The organism is Rhizobium sp. 10N427 (assembly GCF_056394605.1).
In genome coordinates this window covers 27686-45723 of record NZ_JBFTID010000007.1, presented here as the reverse complement: position 1 = coordinate 45723, position 18038 = coordinate 27686, and the positions used below count along the sequence as shown (strand labels likewise).

Sequence of the window (18038 nt, the reverse complement as noted above, 5' to 3'; positions counted from 1 at the left end):
AGGCTTTAAACGACGGAAGCTCCTCCTGGGATGGGGGAATGTCCATGTTCGAAGACTTGTATGCGGTTTGGGAAAAAGCCGGCGTCCTCGGCGTTTTAGATTCGGTATGGCAATCGATTGCGACGATGAGCTGGGCGGCGCTTCTTCTGGCGCTTTTCGTTCCCGTACTTCTGATCTATTGCCGGAATGAAATACGAGTTCGCCGGCTGCGGCTCATAGCCGATTTCGTGCTCTCCTATCCGACGACGCGTGACAAGCGATCGGCCACATCCTCGGCAGGGCTTGAACCAGCAAGCAATCCGTCGCTTGAGCTGGTCACGGCGAAATACCTGGCCGATCTCGGTGACCCCGACTACAAACTCTCTCGCTCGAACTCCATGGAACTCGTCGAAGAGATCGAGCGGCGCATCCGGTCTTCTCGAATTTTCGGGAACCTCGGTGACTATAGACTGCTCGCCGCCTCGGCAGGCTTTGCTGTCCTCTGCTATTTTGGCTTCCTGAACCTGTTCAGCGTCGTAACCAACGGTTTCGAGATCCTGACGGCTTCCGGTGGCCGCGTATGCAGCATCGCCGCAGGTGCAACCACTTGCTGCCCGGAAGGCAGCGTCAACAGCCAGCTTCAAATAGTTGGATCACTCGCCTTTGCTGGGGCCTTCATTGCAGCATCTCGCCAGTTCGTCCGCAGTCTCGCCGTCTTCGACCTTTCTGCCTACACCTTCCTTTGGCAGACGGTCGAAATCTTCGCCTCGGTCATCATCGTGATCTTCCTCTACGAAGCGTTCGAAGACCCTTCAAAAGCGATTGAAGCGATCGTCGCAGGCGGAGACGCGGCGGCACGTCAGTGTGACGAAGTGCCTTGGATTTGGATGGCGCTGGCGCCGCTTCTTGGATTACTGCCGCAGAGCGCAACAAAGTTTCTGCTGTTGAAGATGCAGTCACTCGTGGCTTGGGTCAAAATGGACGATGACCGCTTCAACGCGGTAACACGCCTGACGCCGCTGGATGTAATTGATGGCATCGATTACTCGACGCGTTTCAGGCTTGAAGAGTGCGGCATCTACGATGTCCAGAACCTCGCGACCTACAATCCGATCATGCTGCATGTCGAGTCACCCTACGGGATCTATCAGACAATCGATTGGGTCGGACAAGCGCAGCTTTGTAACATCCTTGGCCTCGACAAATTCCTGCTGTTGAAACAGATGAACATCCGAACCGTTTTTGACCTTGAGAGGTCGCTGGATTTCTGGAGCATCGACGAGCGTCGATGGCGACCGTTCGAAGGACCGGACGAGTTCGATAAGATTTATGCCGGTGTCCTCTTTGCTGCGACAAACGCAATGCGGAAAATCGGCGAGGTGAGCGGCATTCAGCCACTCGTCAGCAGACAACCCAAAGCCGACTTACCTCCAGTGATCGAAGCCGTAGGCATAGATGCCTACTGCATCTGGGCATGCGAAGTTATCACCGCCGATCCGGCGACCACAAAGCGTTGCATCGAACACTTGATGGGCTGGATTGCCGACGATCTCCATGTCAGACGCTTGCGGCGTATTTGGCAGGAAATGTCGGATGACCTCGGAGAGCGTTCCAAGCGCATGGATACCTCATTCGTTCTTCGCCCTCCCGCGCCGGAGCCCGCTCAATAGTTACCCAATCAGCAAACTATCCCTTGCCACAACCACCCCATCCTGATACTTAGCCAATCAGCAAAGTTTTATCCCAGCTGAACGGCCGCCTCATGTCGCTCGTGCTTTACGGACATCCRCTCGCCTCCTTCTGCCACAAGGTACTGATCGCGCTTTACGAGAACGGTACGCCCTTCGAAGACCGGCTAGTCGATTTCTCGGACGAAAGTTCGCGGGCGGATCTCTTCCGCTACTGGCCGGTCGGCAAGATGCCGATCCTCAGGGATGAGGCGCGTGACAGCACCATTCCCGAAACCAGCATCATCATCGAATATCTCGACCGGCACTATCCCGGCGAAGCGCATCTGATCCCGGTTGATCCGGACCGCGCCCTGCAGGTCCGCCTGTGGGATCGCTTCTTCGATCTCTATGTCCAGACGCCGATGCAGAAGATCGTCGCAGACACGATGCGCGCCGCCGATGTAAAGGATCCGCAGGGCGTCGCCGACGCCCGCGGCACGCTTGAGATGGCCTATGACATGATCGAGCGGCAGCTGGCGGGCAATCTCTGGATATCAGGCGATGCCTTTACCATGGCCGATTGTGCCGCCGCCCCGGCGCTCTTCTATAGCGAGACACTAGTGCCCTTCGGAGCGGAACGGCCGAAACTCGCCGGCTATTATCGCCGGCTCGTCGAGCGCCCCTCCTTTTCCCGGGTTCTGAAGGAATCCCTGCCCTATTTCAAATTCTATCCCTACAAGCACCAGCTGCCCGAGACGATCCGCAAGGCTATGCCTGCCGAATGATCATCGAAGCCGCCACACTCGACCGGATGTTCCACGCGCTCTCGGATCGCAGCCGCCGCGGCATGATCGATCGCCTCGGCCGCGGCCCGGCATCGGTCACGGAACTTGCCGAACCCCTGACGATGGCATTGCCAACGGTCCTGAAACATCTGAACGTGCTGGAAGACAGCGGCCTTGTTCAATCTGAAAAGACCGGCCGCGTCCGCACCTACCATCTGCGGCAGGAGCAGCTGGCAGAACTCGAGCGCTGGATCGGCGAGCGCAAGGCCGGGTGGAACGCTGCCTTCGACCGCCTGAACCAGTTTCTTGCCGAAGAGGAAACGACACCGTGACCCGGCCATCCGCGACACACACGACCTTCACCATCGAGCGCCAGCTGAAGGCCAGACCAGAACGCGCCTTTCGTGCCTGGGCCAATCCGGCCTCGAAGCAGACCTGGTTTGCCTGCCATGACGGCTGGGCGACGATTGAATACCGGCTGGATTTTCGCGCCGGCGGCAGCGAGCGCAACCACACCAGCGATGGCGAAGGATTGCTGCATGCCTATGACGCTCACTATCTCGATGTCGTCGAGAATGCCCGCATCGTCTATGCCTACGAGATGAAGCTCGGCGAGACCCGCATCTCCGCGTCCCTTGCCACCGTCACTTTCGAGCCGTCAGCGGCGGGCACCCGCATGCTGTTTACCGAGCAGGTGGTGTTCCTCGACGGCTATTCCGATGATGGCCTGCGCCGCCAGGGCACGGAAATCGGCCTCGACAATTTCGAGGCCTTCCTGGATCGCGAGGCAAGCGGCACGCATTGACGCCTTCAGCGGCCGGTGCCCAGAATGGCGCCGAGCAGCTTGCCTTCGAGTTCGGCGAGCTCCGGATTGCCATGACGGCGCGGATGGGGATAGGGAACCGCTACGTCAAGCGCGATCCGTCCCTCTTCCAGAACGATCACCCGGTCGGCCAGATGCACGGCTTCACTGACGTCATGCGTCACCAGCACGGTGGTAAAGCCGAGTTCGCGCCAGACGCGGTTGATCAGTTCCTGCATGCTGATGCGGGTCAGCGCATCGAGCGCGCCGAGCGGCTCGTCCAGCGCCAGAACACCAGGCTTGCTCACCAGCGCGCGCGCCAATGCCACGCGCTGACGCTGCCCGCCGGATAGCCGCGAAGGCCATTCCTTCGCCTTCTCCGCCAGCTGAACTTCGGACAGCACGGCCGCGGATTCTGCAAGTGCCCGCCGCTTGTCGATGCCGTCGCCAAGGCCGACCACAACATTCTCGACAACGCTCAGCCACGGCAGAAGCCGCGGCTCCTGGAAGACGATGCGAGCGTTCGGCTGGCTTTCCTCGCCATTGCCGCTTTCGAAGCGGATGCTGCCCGCCGTCGGCTGGTCGAGGCCCAGCAGCACGCGCAGCAGCGTGCTCTTGCCGCAACCGCTCTTGCCAATGACGGCGATGAACTGACCGGCCGGGATATGCAGGTTGATGCCCCGCAGCACGCGGTTGCCGTCAAAGCTCTTCTCGAGCCCCGTCAGGGTGATCGCGGCAGCAGTCCCCGGCGCGATCCGGGCGGCGTCGATGTCTGCCTCGTATTCGGCCTCGACAGGCTCGCGGAAGCGTTCATGGCTGATCGCGGTCATCGTCTCGCTCCTACTTCTGATAGATCGGGTTCCAGGTGAGCGTGCGCCGCTCCAGAGCCCGCGCCACGACATCGGCGAGCTTGCCGAGCACAGCGTAGATGACAAGCGCCAGCACCACGACATCCGTCATCATGAATTCGCGGGCATTGTTGGCCATATGGCCGATACCTGAGGAGGCAGCGATCGATTCCGAAACGATCAGCGTCAGCCACATGATGCCCAGCGCATAACGCAGGCCGACGAAGATCGAAGGCAGCGCGCCCGGAAAGATAACCTTCCGGAACAGCGTCCAGTTGCCCATCCCATAGACCCTGCCCATCTCGATCAGGTCGCGATCGACATTGCGAACGCCATGATAGGTGTTGAGATAGACGGGGAAGAGCACGCCGAGAGCCGTCAGGAACAGCTTCGACTCTTCGCCGATGCCGAACCACAGGATGACAAGCGGGATCATCGCCAGATGCGGGATGGTACGCAGCATCTGCAGCGTCGTGTCGGTCAGCTGCTCGGAGAGTTTCGATACGCCATTGGCGATGCCAAGCAGGAAGCCGATCGAGCCACCAACCAGCAGGCCGGCAAAGGCGCGCCCGGCGCTGACCAGCACGTCATGCGGCAGCTGGCCCGAGGTCGTGGTCGACCAGAAGGCGACGGTGACATCGGCGGGAGACGGCATGATGCGCGAGGAGATTAGCCCTGCCGACGACGCGATCTGCCAGCAGATGACGATTGTCACCGGCAAGAGATACGGCAGCAGCGCGGAGCCATTAGGCAGCCGCGGCAGCGCCCGGCCCTTCCGGCTTGTCTGCCTTGCGGCGACGCGTGCGAGCGGCGTTTCGAATACCGACATGCTCTTCTCCTCGCTTAACTGTCTTAGGAGCCCGACACGACCTTCAGGTTGCCGCCATGGCTGCCGCCGCCGAAGACCTGCTTCGAGCCGAAATCGTTGCGGAGACCGTGACGCTGCTCGCTCTGGCCAAGGCCGAGTTCGGGGAACAGCAGCTCGGCGACACGGTAGGCTTCTTCGAGATGCGGATAACCGGAGCCGATCACCGTCTCGATGCCGAGCTCCTGATATTCGCGAAGCCGCGCGGCAACCGTCTTCGGCGAGCCGACGAGCGCCGTTCCGGCACCGGCGCGCACCAAGCCGACACCGGCCCAGAGGTTCGGAGAAACCTCCAGATTGTCACGGCGGCCGTTATGAAGCGCTGCCATGCGAGCTTGGCCGACGGAGTCGGATTCCTTTGCGAAGCGCGCCTGCGCTTCCTCGATCGTCGCATCGTCGAGCTTGGAAATCAGCCGGTCGGCAGCGGCCCATGCCTCCTCGTCCGTCTCACGGACGATGAAATGCAGGCGGATACCGAAGCTGACTTCGCGGCCCACCTTCGCCGCAGCCGCACGCACGCGCTCGATCTTCTCGCCAACTTGTGCCGGCGGTTCGCCCCAGGTCAGATATTTATCGACGCGGCCGACCGCAAAATCGATGCCGGCATCGGAGGAGCCGCCGAAATAGAGCGGCGGGCGCGGGTTCTGGTAGGATGGGAAGCCGAGGCGCGCATTGGTCGCCTTGATATGCTTGCCGTCGATGCTCGCCACGCCCTTTTCGAGAAGCTCTTCCCAAACGTCGAAGAATTCGTTGGCATGGTCATAACGCTCGTCATGCGGCAGAAAGATGCCGTCACCCGCCAATTCTGCCGGGCTGCCGCCAACGACGATGTTCAGGAGAACGCGGCCGTTAGATACCCGGTCAAGCGTCGTCGCCAGACGCGCGTAGTAGGCCGGCGACGCCGTTCCGGGACGGATCGCCACCAGGAATTTCAGCTTCTCGGTATGCTGCGAAAGAGCCGCCGCCGTGACGAAAGATTCCTCGCAGGCAACGCCCGTCGGCAGCAGTACACCGGAAAAGCCAAGACGGTCGGCCGCCTGGGCGATCTGCGTCATGTAGCCGATTTCAGGCGCGCGCGTCTGGTCGGACGAACCGAGATAGGCGCCGTCACCTGAGGTCGGGATGAACCAGAGAAAATCGATTGGTTTGGAAGTCATGAAATTTACCTCTCTTCAAAAAACGGATCAGCTGGCCTTCGGGCGCCAGACGATGTCGCCCGTCGTCAATTTCTTCGGCACGATGCCCAGCTCGTAGAACTCGTCGGCCAATGCCTGCTGATAGGCAGCCGCGCCATCGGTGATCGTCGTCACTGCACCGAGATCGGCGCCGGGACGGCTGAGCGTCACCCGGGTCACCTCGGCAGGCACTCCGGTGATCTCGGAAAGCTCCTTGGCCGTCTCGTCGAGCTTGCCCTGCGCCGACTTGCCGACCTTGGCGAGTTCGTCGATGACATCGACGATCACCTGGCCGTTGTTGTCGGTGAAATCCTGGTTCGCCAGGAAGAAGCTGTAGGAATCGACGAGGCCTTCAGCCGTCGTCAGTATCCGCGTATCCGGATCGGCCTCCGCGATCGCCAGATAGGGATCCCAGATCGACCAGGCGTCGATGCTGCCATTCTTGAAGGCGGCGGCCGCGTCCGGCGGCGATAGATCCAGCGCCTGCACGTCCTCGACCTTGAGTCCGCCCTTGCGCAGCGCCTTGACGGCGACGTTATGAGCGCTCGATCCGCGCTTGAAGGCGAGCTTCTTGCCCTTCAGATCCTCAAGCGTCCGGATCGGTGAATCCTTGTGCACCAGGATCGCGGAACCGGCCGGGCTGCCGCGATAGGTGCCGACATAATAGAGATGGCCACCGGCTGCCTGGGCAAACAGCGGCGGAACGTCACCGGTGGCGCCGAAATCCAGGGCACCGGCGCCAAGCGCCTCCAGCAACGGCGGTCCGGACGTGAATTCCGACCAGCTGACAGTGATCCCCTTGTCGGCAAGCCGCGCTTCCAGCGCCCCGCGGCGCTTGGCGAGCGCCAGCACGCCATTCTTCTGCCAGCCGATGCGAAACTCCGTTGCTGCTGCGGCACGCGCCGGCTTGATGGACGGAAGCACGGCTACAGCGGCGGCCGCACCAAGGAGACCGAGGGTCTGACGGCGTGAGATCATGGCTTTCCCCTTTTCGGCGGCAGTGCAGACGGCGTGCCTGCGCGTTGTGATGGCTGATAATGAGAAACTCTATAAATTAGATCGACATTTATATTTGTGAGTTTTGTCCCAACGGAAACTTTCCTCACCTCAAACCGGCGGTCCCGCAGAATTTTATTCCCCGGCAGCCGGCAGCGGGCCGTACCGCGCTTGCCCGTGATGACTTTTCAGCAACGGCGGTTTCCGCTAAGCATGCCCCCACATCACGAAAAGGATCTGGCATATGGCAAAAGTCGCTTTCATCGGTCTCGGCGTCATGGGTTTCCCGATGGCGGGTCATCTGAAAACGAAAGGCGGCCACGACGTCACGGTCTATAACCGTACTGCCGCCAAGGCCGCCGATTGGGTCGCCAAGTTCGGTGGCGCCTCCGCACCAACCCCGGCCGAAGCTGTCGCCGGTGCCGATTTCGTCTTCACCTGCGTCGGCAACGACGACGATCTTCGCTCGGTGACCACGGGCAAGGGCGGCGTTTTCGAAGGCATGAAGAAGGGTGCGATCCTGATCGACAACACGACAGCCAGCGCCGAAGTCGCCCGCGAACTCGATGAAGCTGCCAAGGCCAAAGGCTGCGACTTCATCGACGCCCCGGTTTCCGGCGGCCAGGCCGGCGCCGAAAACGGCGTGCTCACCGTCATGTGCGGCGGCGACGAAGCCGTTTTCGAAAAGGCCAAGCCCGTCATCGATGCCTATGCCCGCATGGTCGGCCTGATGGGACCAGCCGGTTCCGGCCAGTTGACGAAGATGATCAACCAGATCTGCATCGCCGGCGTCGTTCAGGGTCTCGCCGAAGGCATCCATTTCGGCAAGCGCGCCGGCCTCGACATCGAGAAGGTTGTCGATGTCATCTCCAAGGGTGCTGCGGGCTCCTGGCAGATGGAAAACCGCCACAAGACGATGAACCAGGGCAAATACGATTTCGGCTTCGCCATCGACTGGATGCGCAAGGATCTCGACATCGTGCTGACCGAGGCCCGCCGCAACGGCGCCAAGCTGCCCGTCACCGCGCTGGTCGACCAGTTCTATGGCGACGTTCAGGCCATAGGCGGCAATCGCTGGGATACGTCCTCGCTGCTCTCCCGCCTGGAAAAATGATCGGGGCCTCTTCCGGCGCAGCGGAGTTGATCACGCTGCGCCGGACCTGCCGCGCGCAGGCGCTAAAACTGGCTCGCCGCCCTTCGGATAATTCCGGCAAGACGGCGAGATCGATCGGCAAGGATGCAAAGCGCGAGCTGACGAGCGATGCTGTCATCGCCCGCCTGAAATAACTCAGTCCTCGTTGGACTTGGCGCTGTCGAGCAGCATGTAGTCGAGCGGCAGCTGCGTCGAATACTTGATCTGTTCCATCGCGAAGGCCGAGGAGACGTCGCGGATTTCGATCTTGGCGATCATCCGCTTGTAGAAGGCGTCGTAGGCGGCAATGTCAGGCACCACGACACGCAGCAGATAATCGACATCGCCGCTCATCCGGTAGAACTCGACCACCTCGGGGAATTCCACCACGACCTCGGAAAAGCGCTTCAGCCATTCGATCGAATGCGTCGCCGTGCGGATCGAGACGAAAACCGTGACCTTTGTGTTGACCTTCTCGGGGTCGAGGATGGCAACACGGCGCTTGATGACGCCATCTTCTTCCATCTTCTGGATACGGCGCCAGCAAGGCGTTGTCGAAAGGCCGACCTTCTTGGCGAGATCAGCGACCGCCAGGGTCGAATCTTCTTGCAGCAGGCGCAGTATCTTACGGTCGAGACGGTCCATATGCGAAAGCCCTTTCGAATTATATTCTCTGTATATCGCGATTCCGGCGCAGGAAAAGAATTTTGTTTCAGTTTGTAAGCAGTTTAATTCTACTGCGAAGAACTGGAAGCAACTCTTCCTCGAACCATGGATTGCGCTTCAGCCAGCCGCTGTTGCGCCAGCTCGGATGCGGCAGCGGCAAGACCGCGGGTGACCGGTTCGAAAACAGCGTCTCGCGCCACGCCTTGACCGTGTCGGTCATATTGCCCTTGGCCGCACCGCCCATATGCCAGTTCTGCGCATATTGCCCGACCGTCAGGATCAGTTCGATCTGAGGCATCAGATCCATCACCTGCTTTCGCCATTGAGGCGCACATTCGCGCCGCGGCGGCAGATCGCTACCCTTCTCGTCATATCCCGGGAAACATAAGCCCATCGGCACGATCGCAAAACGGCTTGCATCGTAGAAGGCCTCGCGGCCGACCTGCAGCCAGTCGCGCAGGCGATCGCCCGAGGCATCGTTGAACGGAATGCCGCTTTCATGGACGCGAAGGCCAGGCGCCTGCCCCGCAATCAGCACGCGCGCGGTTTGCGACAGGATGACAACAGGACGCGGCTCGTGCGGCAGAGGTTTCGACGGATCAAGCGGCGCATCCCGGCAGATGCGGCAGGCAGCAATCTCGCCCTGCAACGTCTCGATCGTCATTCCCATCCGACCGCCTGCCCGATCATCCTGACGATGCCGCCGGAATGCAGTCTCTCGTCATCGCGAAAGTCCCGCGGCCGCTCGAATGTCCCTGCCCAGAGACCCGAGCGTCTGGCGCGGGCCTCGTCCTCCTGCCGCCGGTAATCGCCATAGGAAACCGCCATGCCGGTTCGAACCATCTCGCGATTGATGTCGATGGTGCCGCTCCGGCAGATCACCAACAACCGTTGATATTGGTCGCGCTCGGTCCCGCCGCATTGCGTGTCAGTGCCGGCGACCAGCCGCTGCAGCGCATCCCGGGCCTCCCTGCCGCATGCCCACGGCCTGCCGTTCCGCTCGCAGCTTTGCACGAGCTCCGGCGCATCGATGCCTTTCAGCCGCATGCGTTCGCCGCCGATCGCCAGACTATCGCCATCTGCCGCATGAAACGCGCCGCTATGCACCGTTTCCGGCTGATCGTTGAGCTTGGCCGCGATCAGCCAGATCAGCGCCAGCATGGCAAAGGCAGTCACGCCGTCGCGTATCGTCCTGAAGCCGCGCGTCACGCTTCCGCCTCCTTCAAAAACAAATCCTTGAGAGAAATGGCAAACACCTTCTTAAGATTTGCCGGTTACGGTGGAAACACCCGCGGATCAAGTATTCAAGTGCAAATGAGTAACGGCGTCAGCACATCGACCGATAAGATTATCGTCGACAAGTCCCGCAGTCACCGCAACAAGCCCGTTTCCAAGGCTGTTCGGCAGACACGCGAGCGCTTGCAGTCCGGCCATTCCTCGACCGCAGCTTTCGACCGCGACGTCCTGCGCATGTATATGACGGCCTTCACGCAGGGTGCCGCCCTGATGCCGCTCTTCGTAATCATCATCGCCGCTCTCGGCATCTATTTCACCGGCGACACACAGATCTTCTTCTGGGCGGTCGCAACGCTGGTCGCCTATGCCGCCAACGTCTATCTCGTCCGCCGCGCCCGCAAACAGGAAATGACGGCAGAATCCGCCCGGAAATGGCGCCGCGCGCTGCTCGCCGGCCAGTTGCCGATCGGACTTGCCTGGGCCTTTTTCGCCTTCCAGAGCTGCCCTGCCTGCGAACCCTCCAGCTTCATTCTCTACAAGGGTGCGACGCTGCTGATCGCCTTGTCGGTGACGGCAATGTCGAATTTCATGCTGGCGCCATCGGTGCTCGTCACCTTTACGCCTGCGATCATAGCGCTCGCCACCAAGGCCGGGATTTCCCGCGACGTCCTCGAACTCAGCCTCACGGCACTCTTCACCACCACCGTTATCTTCTTCAGCTATATCAGCGACCGTCTGTTCAAGCAGAATCTGCGCATCCTCTCCTTCCAGTCGGAAAAAGACGACCTGATTGCCGAGCTCGAAGTTGCCAAGTCGATGTCGGACGAAGCGCGCCGCCGCGCCGAGGAAGCGAACCTTGCCAAGTCCCGCTTCCTCGCCTCGATGTCGCATGAGCTGCGCACGCCGCTGAACGCCATCCTCGGCTTTTCCGAAGTCATGTCGTCGGAGGTGATGGGCCCGCTCAACAACCCCACCTACAAGGAATATACCGGCGACATCCACCGCTCCGGCCAACATCTGCTGAACCTGATCAACGAGATCCTCGACCTCTCCCGCATCGAGGCCGGAAAATACGAGCTCAGCGAAGAGGCGATCTCGCTGCTCGATATTTCCGAAGATTGCATCGGCATGGTGCAGCTGCGCGCCAGCGGCAAGAACATCACCATCAGCCAGCAGTTCGAGCCAGAGCTTCCCTCTGTCTGGGCCGACGAGAAATCGATGCGCCAGGTGGTTCTCAACCTTCTTTCTAACGCCGTGAAATTCACGCCCCAGGGCGGCGAGATCCACGTCAAGGTCGGCTGGACGGCGGGTGGCGGCCAATATATCTCGATCAAGGACAACGGCCCCGGCATTCCCGAAGAGGAAATCCCGATCGTGCTTTCTGCCTTCGGTCAGGGCTCGATCGCCATCAAGAGCGCAGAACAGGGCACCGGCCTCGGCCTGCCGATCGTCCAGGCGATCCTCGCCAAGCACGACGGCCAGTTTGTGCTGAAATCGAAACTCCGCGAAGGCACCGAAGTCATTGCCATCCTGCCCGGCAAGCGCGTCCTGCAGAGCCTTCCTGCCGTCGAGGAAGCGCACGCAGTCTCCCGTAAGCGCAAGAGCTTCGCCTAAGGTCAGCCCGCGAGTAACGCCAGGAACGCGGGATCATCGCGGAAGTCTCCCAGGTCGTTGTCGATACTATCCAGCCGCGTCAGATTTCTCAGATTTTCCTTGTAGGATGGGTCGAGCAGGATCGCCTGCTTTGCCGCACTCAGCACCGCCTTCTTCGTCTTCGCCAACTCTTCCGGAGCAGCCTCGCCGACGCGCAGTGCGCGATGCTTCTGCCCGTAGGCCGCGGCCATCAAGAACCAGAACTGGGCGATCTTCGAGGCCGGTGTGCTCGCAAGCTTGGTGCCGATCGCGATCGCCTGTTCATAGCCGCCGGGCTGGTAAAGCAGGTCGAAAATGATCTCGATCCCCTGATTGACGGACAGACGGTCACTGCTCGTCAGGTAGGATAGGAAGGCGTCTCGATCCTCGACAGGCACGCTATCGACGATCTGCTTTGTCGTCTGCTCGCCGAGCTTCTGCTCACCGGGATCCTTATCCAGCAGGATTTCCACCTGTTGGAACAGCGGCGACAGATAGATCCTCGTGTAGAGGTAAAAGAAGATGAAGCCGGCGATCAGCCCGAAGACAAGCAGGAAAGGCGACGAGACGGTGACAGCATTGAGTAGCGGCGCATTGGCTCCGGCGAAGAGGCCACTGGCCTGCTTGTCGATAAAATCGGCAAATGAATTCAGATGCGAGGGCAGACTCGCCACCTGCGTCAGCCCGACGCCGACCAGCATCGTTGTCAGCCATTCCGAAATTCGCTCCAGGTTGGTATTCGACGCCAGCAGCCTCTCGCGCCGCGGCGACTTCAAGCCTTCCGCGCCGGCCTTCACATCCGCAGTTGGAACGGCAGGTGCCTCTTTCGTCATGATACGCGGCACGGAAAACAGAAATCCCATGACACCGCCGACGGCGGCGGAGGCAGCAACGATAAGCCCGCCGATGCCGATCGCCGACGAGACGCCGCCCTGTTGCGACAGCCATAAGAAGAGAAAGGTCAGGCCAAGCGCGGCCAGCCCCATATAGCCAAGGTCTCTGGCCTTCTCGCCGCCTTCAACCTGGTGAACCGCATTCGCCTGAAGATGTGCCAATCGTCGCCCCCGTGTGCACCTGTCGCGCAAAACGAAAACAACCTAAACGTACAATTATTATTTACACAACCTTAATATTTAGGGGTCGGTCTGAATATCATCCGAAGACGATGGCGATCAGATGCTTGCCGACGGTCAACAGCAGGTAGAGCCCGCAGGCGCCGAGCATGCAGAGCACGGCGAAGGAGCCGAGGTCCTTGGCATGCTTGCCGACCATCGAGATTTCAGGCGAAATGCGGTCGATGACCTCTTCGATCGCCGTGTTGAGTGCCTCGACGGCAAACAGTGCCAGCAGCAGGATCACCGCGATCACCAGCTCGGAAAGCGTGGCGCCGACAGCGATCAGCAGGATCAGCGAAACGGCGCCGAACAGCAGTTCCTGCCGGAAAGCAGATTCCTTGATCAGGCGCTGAAATCCCGCCCAGGAATAGCTCGCAGCGGCAAAGAAGTGGCTGACACCGGTCAGCTTTCGAACGGCAGGTTTTTCCAAGGCGTCCTCGTCTTGCGGTCGGGGACGGCGTCCTGCGCCGTCCATCAGTGAAAATGCGAATACCGTTTCCCGGTCCGCGCCGCAAGCGTCCGTCATCAACCTGTCACAAAGCTGAACGCGAGGCGCCCAATCAATGCTTGTTGGTGACACCTGCCTGCGCGAAGGTCGCCATGCCGGAATGGCAGGCGGCAGCCGCCTTGACGATACCGGCCGCCAGAGCAGCACCCGTGCCCTCGCCGAGCCGCATGCCAAGCGCCAGAAGCGGCGTCTTGCCGAGCATCTCGATGGCCCGGAGATGGCCGGGCTCGCCAGAGACATGGCCGATCAGGCAGTGGTCGAGCGCCGAGGGATTGGCCGCCTGCAGGATAGCACCGGCAGCCGTCGCCACATAGCCGTCGATCAGGACGGGGATCTTCTCGACACGGGCCGCCAGGATCGCGCCGGCCATCGCGGCGATTTCGCGGCCGCCGAGACGGCGCATGATCTCCAGCGGATCGTCGAGATGATCGCGGTGCAGCTCGACGGCGCGCTCGACGGCCGCCACCTTGCGCTCCAGCATCTCGCCTTCCGAACCCGTACCGGGACCGACCCAGTCGCGTGCCGAACCGCCGTAAAGGGCGTAGTTGATCGCTGCCGCAATCGTCGTGTTGCCGATACCCATCTCGCCGATGCAGAGGAGGTCCGTACCGCCGGCAATCGCCTCCATGCCGAAGGCCATGGTGGCGGCACAGTCGCGCTCGGAGAGAGCTGCTTCCTGGGTGATGTCACCGGTCGGGTAATCGAGCGCCAGGTCGAACACCTTGAGGCCGAGATCGTAAGCGACGCAGATCTGGTTGATCGCAGCACCGCCAGCGGCAAAGTTCTCGACCATCTGCTGCGTGACGGATGGCGGGAACGGCGTAATCCCCTGACGGGCAACGCCGTGGTTACCGGCAAAGATCGCCACCAGCGGCCGGTTGACGGCAGGTGCCCTGCCCGTCCATGCCGCCAGCCAGAAGGCGATTTCTTCCAGGCGACCGAGAGCGCCCGGCGGCTTTGTCAGCTGCGCGTCGCGTTCACGCGCTGCGACCAGCGCCCTGGCATCCGGTCCCGGCAGCTCGCGCAGCAGCGCGCGGAAATCGTCGAACGGCAGGCCTGAAACGCTCATGGATGGGGATTCCTTGTCTTCTTGCTCTTTCCCGGCGATCCGGGGCCAACTTGTCTTTTCGCAGCAAATCGGCTTCTTTCGTCGCGACTCTCTTAAAGCCAGCGGCAGAGGCGAACAACTCCAAAAGCGCCGCAGCTTCCATGCATGAAGTGGGGACATAATCATCAAGGCCTATGCGATCGATACCGCCCGCGCCGTCGCGTTCCTGAGCCGTATTCCCATGCCTGCTTTCGTCTTTGCAGACGACGACGGCAAGCTCGCCCGGACCGCCCGCGCCTTCCCGCTGGCCGGCCTGCTGATCGGCATTATTCCTGCTGCGATTTTCCTGATGATGCTGGGCCTGCGCGCCGACCGGCTGATGTCGGCGCTGGTGGCGATCGCAGCGCTCACCGTCGTCACCGGCGCGCTGCACGAGGATGGCCTGGCGGATGCCGCCGACGGCGTCGGCGGCGGACGTGACCGCGACCATGCGCTCGTCATCATGAAGGATAGCCGCATCGGCAGCTACGGCGCCATTGCGCTGATCCTCTCGATCGCGCTCCGCGCTGCCGCACTCGCCGCCATCGCCCGCGAAGCATCGGCCTTCGAGGCCGCGCTCGCCATCCCGGCCGCCGCCTGCCTCGGCCGCGCCGCGCTCGTCTGGCACTGGCATCGCCTGCCGCCGGCGAAGACGGACGGTGTTGCCGCCTCCGCTGGCAAGCCCGGCGAAGGTGCGATGCATATGGCGCTGGTCTCGGGATGCCTGCTCGCCGCCTTCATCATCTGGCCGGCACTCGGTCTGCTGCCGCTTGTCTGCAGCCTGCTGGCCTCCGGAATCTCGGTCCTCGCAGTGACCCTCTATATCCGCCGAAAACTCGGCGGCCATACCGGCGACACGCTCGGCGCCGCCGAACAGATTTCCGAGATCGCCGCGCTCTGCGCCCTTGCCATGGCCTTGTGAAACAACGATATATCCTTCATGCAAACACCCTGCATCCATGTATGCGCCATCGATCCTGCAACCGGTTTTTGCACGGGTTGCGGCCGCACGATCGAGGAAATCGGCGCGTGGATGCGCTATTCCGATGCCGAACGCGCCAGCCTGATGGCGATTCTGCCCGCCAGGCTCTTCGAAGGCGCGGCGCACGCGGAGAGTAGCCGGCAAAGCATCGATACGGGGCGGCCTGCATGAGCCGTCTGACGATCTTCCTGCTGATCCTCGGCATCGGCCTCGCCATCCTCGTGTTCAACAACGGCAACGATCGCATCATGGGCATGGAGACCGACGATTTCGGGCGCATGGTCTATCTTCTGCCGATCGCGCTGATGCTCTCGGCCGGCATCTGGGCGAGCCGCCGCAATATCGGCGAAACGATGCGCAACTTGATGATCTGGCTTGTCATCATCCTGGCGCTCGCCACCGTCTATCTCTACCGACAGGATCTGCTTGGCGTCGGCAACCGGCTATTGGCCGGGCTCGTACCCGGCCGCGCCGTCGTCGTCACCACCAGCGAAGGCGGCAGCGAGATCATCCTGCACAAGCTGCTGAACGGCCATTTCGAGGCCGACGTCTCGGTCAACGGCCAGACCATCCAGATGCTGGTCGACACAGGCGCCAGCATGGTCGCGCTCTCGCATGCCGACGCCGAACGCATCGGCATCATCCCCGAAAACCTCGACTACTCGATGACCGTCATGACCGCCAACGGCCGCACCCGCGCTGCCCCCGTGACTCTCGACCGCGTCGCCATCGGCCCGATCGTCCGCACCGGCGTCGCCGCCAGCGTCGCCGAAGACGGCAAGCTCGACCAGAGCCTGCTCGGCATGAGCTTCCTGGAAACGCTGGGCTCGATGCAGATGCAGACAGACGAACTGCGCCTGCGGGATTAAGGGCTTGCTATTTGCACTGTAACGGGTTGGTTTCGTGCTGCTTTCAATCTCAGCGGCAGCGCCAAAGAGAAACGAAGGCGCAGGCCCTCAGCTCAACTGGAAGCCGAGAGCCAGAGGAAGCCTGAGCTTCCGTTGGTGTGGCTGTCGCTTGTCTTCGAATGATTGTAGCTGACAGCAAATGCCAGCGAACACATCGCAACCATGAACGCGACGGCGAATAAAATGTGAAGTCTGATCATAATCGGCGTCCGTATTCTAATGGCGGTAGAATATCGAAGCCCACCAGGTGGCGGGCCAGGAACGGAAACGCTAGCGATCCCCTCGCTTCGCAGGGCTTATTAAGCACACTATCGATAAGCTTGTCGCGTGACGAAGGCGTGACATGGGGCGATTTCCACACCTCTATCGCGATTTACGCCACCATAGGTGAAATATTCCCTGCCAGCATCAGACATTGCACAGCCATGCATTGCAAAATGGCTCATGACGGGACAGCAGGGCGGCGACTGAAAATCAGCGGCAGAAGCCCCAGATAAACGGCAGCACCAAGCACCCAGACAAGTCCCGGAAAGACGTCCCGTGAGGCGAAATAGATGGTGCTGATCGCCAGCGGCCCGGCGATCGAGGCGAGGCTGACCATGCTTGCCAAAAGGCCCTGGACCCTTCCCTGCGCCTCCGCATCGACATTCGCCGTGACGAGCGATTGCAGCGCCGGCGCGCCGATGCCGCCCAGGCAAAACAACGGCATCAGGAAAAACACCATCCACCCCTCGCTCAGAAACGCGATCGTCACATAGGCGATACTGTCGGCGATGACGCCAATCAGCACTGCGCGCCGCTCTCCCCAGCGTTCGCTGACCGGTCCGGCCACGAAAGCCTGTACCACCGCATGGAAGAATCCGAAGGCGGCCAGCGAAATGCCGACCATCATCGCCGACCAGGAAAACTTGTCCTGGCCATAGAGAACCCACACGGTGCCGCCGACTTCCCCGATGAAAGCCAGCAGGAAATAAGCCGCCATCAGCGTCAGCAGCGGCTTGAAACTGAACAACCATTTGAAATGCGTGAAGGGCGACAGCGGTTGCCCCTCCTCTCCCTCGCCGCGCTTGCGGGTTTCCGGCAGCAGGAAAATCGCCACGGCAAAGTTCAGAGCGTTCAGCACCGCGGCGGCAATGAACGGCAGGCGAACGGAATATTCGCCAAGGATCCCGCCGATCGCGGGCCCGGCAATGAAGCCGACACCGAAGCAGGCACTCAGCTGTGCAAAACGGCGGGCTCGCTCATGTTCTTCGGTTACATCCGTGATGCAGGCCGCCGCAACGGCATTGCTCGCGCCGGTAAGGCCGGCAATCGCACGGCCGAGAAACAGCATCCAGAGTGCCGGAGCCAAGGCCATAAACACGTAGTCGATCGCAGCACCCGCAAGCGAGACGAGCAGAACGGGCTTGCGTCCGAACCGGTCGGACAGCGACCCCAACACGGGCGAAAACAGAAATTGCATCAGCGCATAAAGCGCCAGAAAGGCGCCGAAACGCCATCCGAGATTGTCCGTATGGCCGACATCGCGCAGAAGACGCGGAAAAATCGGCAAAGTCAGGCCGATCCCCGCCGCGTCCAGAACCACGGTGGCATAGACGACGCTGAGCGCTTTCTTCATATCGTTCACCAAATTTATCAGTGATAAGTTACTT

Annotated in this window: 21 protein-coding genes; 10 read left to right on the top strand and 11 right to left on the bottom strand. The window is 61.3% G+C overall.

The annotated features are described in order from the left end of the window. Positions 1-38 precede the first annotated feature (38 nt). The 4 genes from AC1DIJ_RS16500 (at position 39) to AC1DIJ_RS16485 (ending at position 3239) form a co-directional block, all read left to right on the top strand. Positions 39-1649 carry a hypothetical protein gene (locus AC1DIJ_RS16500; protein WP_112387179.1) on the top strand — a complete coding sequence of 537 codons (1611 nt, stop codon included), beginning with the start codon at positions 39-41 and terminating at the stop codon, positions 1647-1649. Positions 1650-1741: 92 nt separating this feature from the next. Then, positions 1742-2434 (top strand): glutathione S-transferase family protein, encoded by a 693-nt coding sequence (locus AC1DIJ_RS16495; protein WP_112387178.1) that lies wholly within the window; start codon positions 1742-1744, stop codon positions 2432-2434. After that, positions 2431-2766 (top strand): metalloregulator ArsR/SmtB family transcription factor, encoded by a 336-nt coding sequence (locus AC1DIJ_RS16490; RefSeq protein ID WP_112387177.1) that lies wholly within the window; start codon positions 2431-2433, stop codon positions 2764-2766. Before AC1DIJ_RS16495 ends, AC1DIJ_RS16490 begins: the two co-directional genes overlap by 4 nt. After that, on the top strand, positions 2763-3239 hold the full coding sequence (locus AC1DIJ_RS16485) for an SRPBCC family protein (protein WP_112387176.1): 477 nt from the start codon (positions 2763-2765) through the stop codon (positions 3237-3239). Before AC1DIJ_RS16490 ends, AC1DIJ_RS16485 begins: the two co-directional genes overlap by 4 nt. 5 nt (positions 3240-3244) lie before the next feature. Here AC1DIJ_RS16485 and AC1DIJ_RS16480 read toward each other — a convergent pair whose 3' ends face one another. The 4 genes from AC1DIJ_RS16480 to AC1DIJ_RS16465 are packed head-to-tail and all read right to left on the bottom strand — an operon-like array spanning position 3245 to position 7102. Then, the gene (locus tag AC1DIJ_RS16480) at positions 3245-4066 is read right to left on the bottom strand and encodes an ATP-binding cassette domain-containing protein (protein ID WP_112387175.1); all 822 of its coding nucleotides are present in this window, start codon (positions 4064-4066) and stop codon (positions 3245-3247) included. Positions 4067-4076: 10 nt separating this feature from the next. Continuing rightward, positions 4077-4913, bottom strand: coding sequence for an ABC transporter permease subunit (locus AC1DIJ_RS16475; RefSeq protein ID WP_477831480.1), 837 nt, complete (start codon positions 4911-4913; stop codon positions 4077-4079). Positions 4914-4936: 23 nt separating this feature from the next. After that, complete coding sequence (gene ssuD, locus AC1DIJ_RS16470; protein ID WP_112387173.1) at positions 4937-6106, bottom strand: FMNH2-dependent alkanesulfonate monooxygenase; 1170 nt, start codon at positions 6104-6106, stop codon at positions 4937-4939. Between the two features lie 27 nt (positions 6107-6133). Continuing rightward, complete coding sequence (locus tag AC1DIJ_RS16465; RefSeq protein ID WP_112387172.1) at positions 6134-7102, bottom strand: aliphatic sulfonate ABC transporter substrate-binding protein; 969 nt, start codon at positions 7100-7102, stop codon at positions 6134-6136. Positions 7103-7364: 262 nt separating this feature from the next. Between AC1DIJ_RS16465 and AC1DIJ_RS16460 the strand changes: the two genes are divergently transcribed. After that, the gene (locus tag AC1DIJ_RS16460) at positions 7365-8234 is read left to right on the top strand and encodes an NAD(P)-dependent oxidoreductase (RefSeq protein ID WP_112387171.1); all 870 of its coding nucleotides are present in this window, start codon (positions 7365-7367) and stop codon (positions 8232-8234) included. Continuing rightward, positions 8231-8407 carry a hypothetical protein gene (locus tag AC1DIJ_RS16455; protein WP_162705950.1) on the top strand — a complete coding sequence of 59 codons (177 nt, stop codon included), beginning with the start codon at positions 8231-8233 and terminating at the stop codon, positions 8405-8407. Before AC1DIJ_RS16460 ends, AC1DIJ_RS16455 begins: the two co-directional genes overlap by 4 nt. Before the next feature lies 1 nt (position 8408). Here the strand turns inward: AC1DIJ_RS16455 and AC1DIJ_RS16450 are convergent, their stop codons facing one another. The 3 genes from AC1DIJ_RS16450 to AC1DIJ_RS16440 all read right to left on the bottom strand — a co-directional run bounded on the left by AC1DIJ_RS16450 (position 8409) and on the right by AC1DIJ_RS16440 (position 10127). Beyond that, entirely contained in the window at positions 8409-8897 is a 489-nt protein-coding gene (locus tag AC1DIJ_RS16450) for an Lrp/AsnC family transcriptional regulator (protein WP_112387170.1), read from the bottom strand. Positions 8898-8964: 67 nt separating this feature from the next. Further along, a complete protein-coding gene (locus AC1DIJ_RS16445; RefSeq protein ID WP_477831479.1) occupies positions 8965-9588 on the bottom strand; it encodes a uracil-DNA glycosylase family protein in 624 nt (207 codons plus the stop codon). Further along, entirely contained in the window at positions 9579-10127 is a 549-nt protein-coding gene (locus AC1DIJ_RS16440; RefSeq protein WP_112387168.1) for a thermonuclease family protein, read from the bottom strand. Before AC1DIJ_RS16440 ends, AC1DIJ_RS16445 begins: the two co-directional genes overlap by 10 nt. A gap of 105 nt (positions 10128-10232) precedes the next feature. Here AC1DIJ_RS16440 and AC1DIJ_RS16435 point away from each other — a divergent pair, with 105 nt between their 5' ends. Next, complete coding sequence (locus AC1DIJ_RS16435) at positions 10233-11768, top strand: sensor histidine kinase (RefSeq protein WP_112387167.1); 1536 nt, start codon at positions 10233-10235, stop codon at positions 11766-11768. A 2-nt stretch (positions 11769-11770) separates the two neighbouring features. Here the strand turns inward: AC1DIJ_RS16435 and AC1DIJ_RS16430 are convergent, their stop codons facing one another. The 3 genes from AC1DIJ_RS16430 to cobT all read right to left on the bottom strand — a co-directional run bounded on the left by AC1DIJ_RS16430 (position 11771) and on the right by cobT (position 14478). Next, on the bottom strand, positions 11771-12841 hold the full coding sequence (locus AC1DIJ_RS16430) for a hypothetical protein (RefSeq protein WP_112387166.1): 1071 nt from the start codon (positions 12839-12841) through the stop codon (positions 11771-11773). Positions 12842-12938: 97 nt separating this feature from the next. Then, positions 12939-13376, bottom strand: coding sequence for a diacylglycerol kinase (locus AC1DIJ_RS16425; RefSeq protein ID WP_112387165.1), 438 nt, complete (start codon positions 13374-13376; stop codon positions 12939-12941). 85 nt (positions 13377-13461) lie between these two features. Continuing rightward, positions 13462-14478, bottom strand: coding sequence for a nicotinate-nucleotide--dimethylbenzimidazole phosphoribosyltransferase (cobT, locus tag AC1DIJ_RS16420; RefSeq protein ID WP_112387164.1), 1017 nt, complete (start codon positions 14476-14478; stop codon positions 13462-13464). Between the two features lie 157 nt (positions 14479-14635). On the opposite strand from cobT, the gene AC1DIJ_RS16415 reads away from it, so the two are divergent. The 3 genes from AC1DIJ_RS16415 to AC1DIJ_RS16405 are packed head-to-tail and all read left to right on the top strand — an operon-like array spanning position 14636 to position 16347. Then, entirely contained in the window at positions 14636-15418 is a 783-nt protein-coding gene (locus tag AC1DIJ_RS16415; protein ID WP_112387163.1) for an adenosylcobinamide-GDP ribazoletransferase, read from the top strand. An 18-nt stretch (positions 15419-15436) separates the two neighbouring features. Further along, positions 15437-15649, top strand: a complete 213-nt coding sequence (locus tag AC1DIJ_RS16410; protein ID WP_112387162.1) for a DUF1289 domain-containing protein — start codon at positions 15437-15439, stop codon at positions 15647-15649. Beyond that, a complete protein-coding gene (locus AC1DIJ_RS16405; RefSeq protein ID WP_112387161.1) occupies positions 15646-16347 on the top strand; it encodes a retropepsin-like aspartic protease family protein in 702 nt (233 codons plus the stop codon). The genes AC1DIJ_RS16410 and AC1DIJ_RS16405 overlap by 4 nt, the downstream gene beginning before the upstream one ends. Positions 16348-16828: 481 nt before the next feature. Here the strand turns inward: AC1DIJ_RS16405 and tet are convergent, their stop codons facing one another. Next, complete coding sequence (tet, locus tag AC1DIJ_RS16400; protein WP_112387470.1) at positions 16829-18004, bottom strand: Tet(A)/Tet(B)/Tet(C) family tetracycline efflux MFS transporter; 1176 nt, start codon at positions 18002-18004, stop codon at positions 16829-16831. Between the last annotated feature and the right edge of the window lie 34 nt (positions 18005-18038).

Excerpts from the sequence above, each read along its gene's own strand:
- AC1DIJ_RS16410 (WP_112387162.1), top strand. The coding sequence starts at position 15,437 with ATGCAAACACCCTGCATCCATGTATGCGCCATCGATCCTGCAACCGGT.
- AC1DIJ_RS16490 (WP_112387177.1), top strand. The coding sequence starts at position 2,431 with ATGATCATCGAAGCCGCCACACTCGACCGGATGTTCCACGCGCTCTCG.
- AC1DIJ_RS16480 (WP_112387175.1), bottom strand. The coding sequence starts at position 4,066 with ATGACCGCGATCAGCCATGAACGCTTCCGCGAGCCTGTCGAGGCCGAA.
- AC1DIJ_RS16445 (WP_477831479.1), bottom strand. The coding sequence starts at position 9,588 with ATGGGAATGACGATCGAGACGTTGCAGGGCGAGATTGCTGCCTGCCGC.
- AC1DIJ_RS16450 (WP_112387170.1), bottom strand. The coding sequence starts at position 8,897 with ATGGACCGTCTCGACCGTAAGATACTGCGCCTGCTGCAAGAAGATTCG.
- AC1DIJ_RS16405 (WP_112387161.1), top strand. The coding sequence starts at position 15,646 with ATGAGCCGTCTGACGATCTTCCTGCTGATCCTCGGCATCGGCCTCGCC.
- AC1DIJ_RS16460 (WP_112387171.1), top strand. The coding sequence starts at position 7,365 with ATGGCAAAAGTCGCTTTCATCGGTCTCGGCGTCATGGGTTTCCCGATG.
- AC1DIJ_RS16475 (WP_477831480.1), bottom strand. The coding sequence starts at position 4,913 with ATGTCGGTATTCGAAACGCCGCTCGCACGCGTCGCCGCAAGGCAGACA.
- AC1DIJ_RS16425 (WP_112387165.1), bottom strand. The coding sequence starts at position 13,376 with ATGGACGGCGCAGGACGCCGTCCCCGACCGCAAGACGAGGACGCCTTG.
- AC1DIJ_RS16455 (WP_162705950.1), top strand. The coding sequence starts at position 8,231 with ATGATCGGGGCCTCTTCCGGCGCAGCGGAGTTGATCACGCTGCGCCGG.
- AC1DIJ_RS16465 (WP_112387172.1), bottom strand. The coding sequence starts at position 7,102 with ATGATCTCACGCCGTCAGACCCTCGGTCTCCTTGGTGCGGCCGCCGCT.
- tet (WP_112387470.1), bottom strand. The coding sequence starts at position 18,004 with ATGAAGAAAGCGCTCAGCGTCGTCTATGCCACCGTGGTTCTGGACGCG.
- ssuD (WP_112387173.1), bottom strand. The coding sequence starts at position 6,106 with ATGACTTCCAAACCAATCGATTTTCTCTGGTTCATCCCGACCTCAGGT.
- AC1DIJ_RS16435 (WP_112387167.1), top strand. The coding sequence starts at position 10,233 with ATGAGTAACGGCGTCAGCACATCGACCGATAAGATTATCGTCGACAAG.
- AC1DIJ_RS16500 (WP_112387179.1), top strand. The coding sequence starts at position 39 with ATGTCCATGTTCGAAGACTTGTATGCGGTTTGGGAAAAAGCCGGCGTC.
- cobT (WP_112387164.1), bottom strand. The coding sequence starts at position 14,478 with ATGAGCGTTTCAGGCCTGCCGTTCGACGATTTCCGCGCGCTGCTGCGC.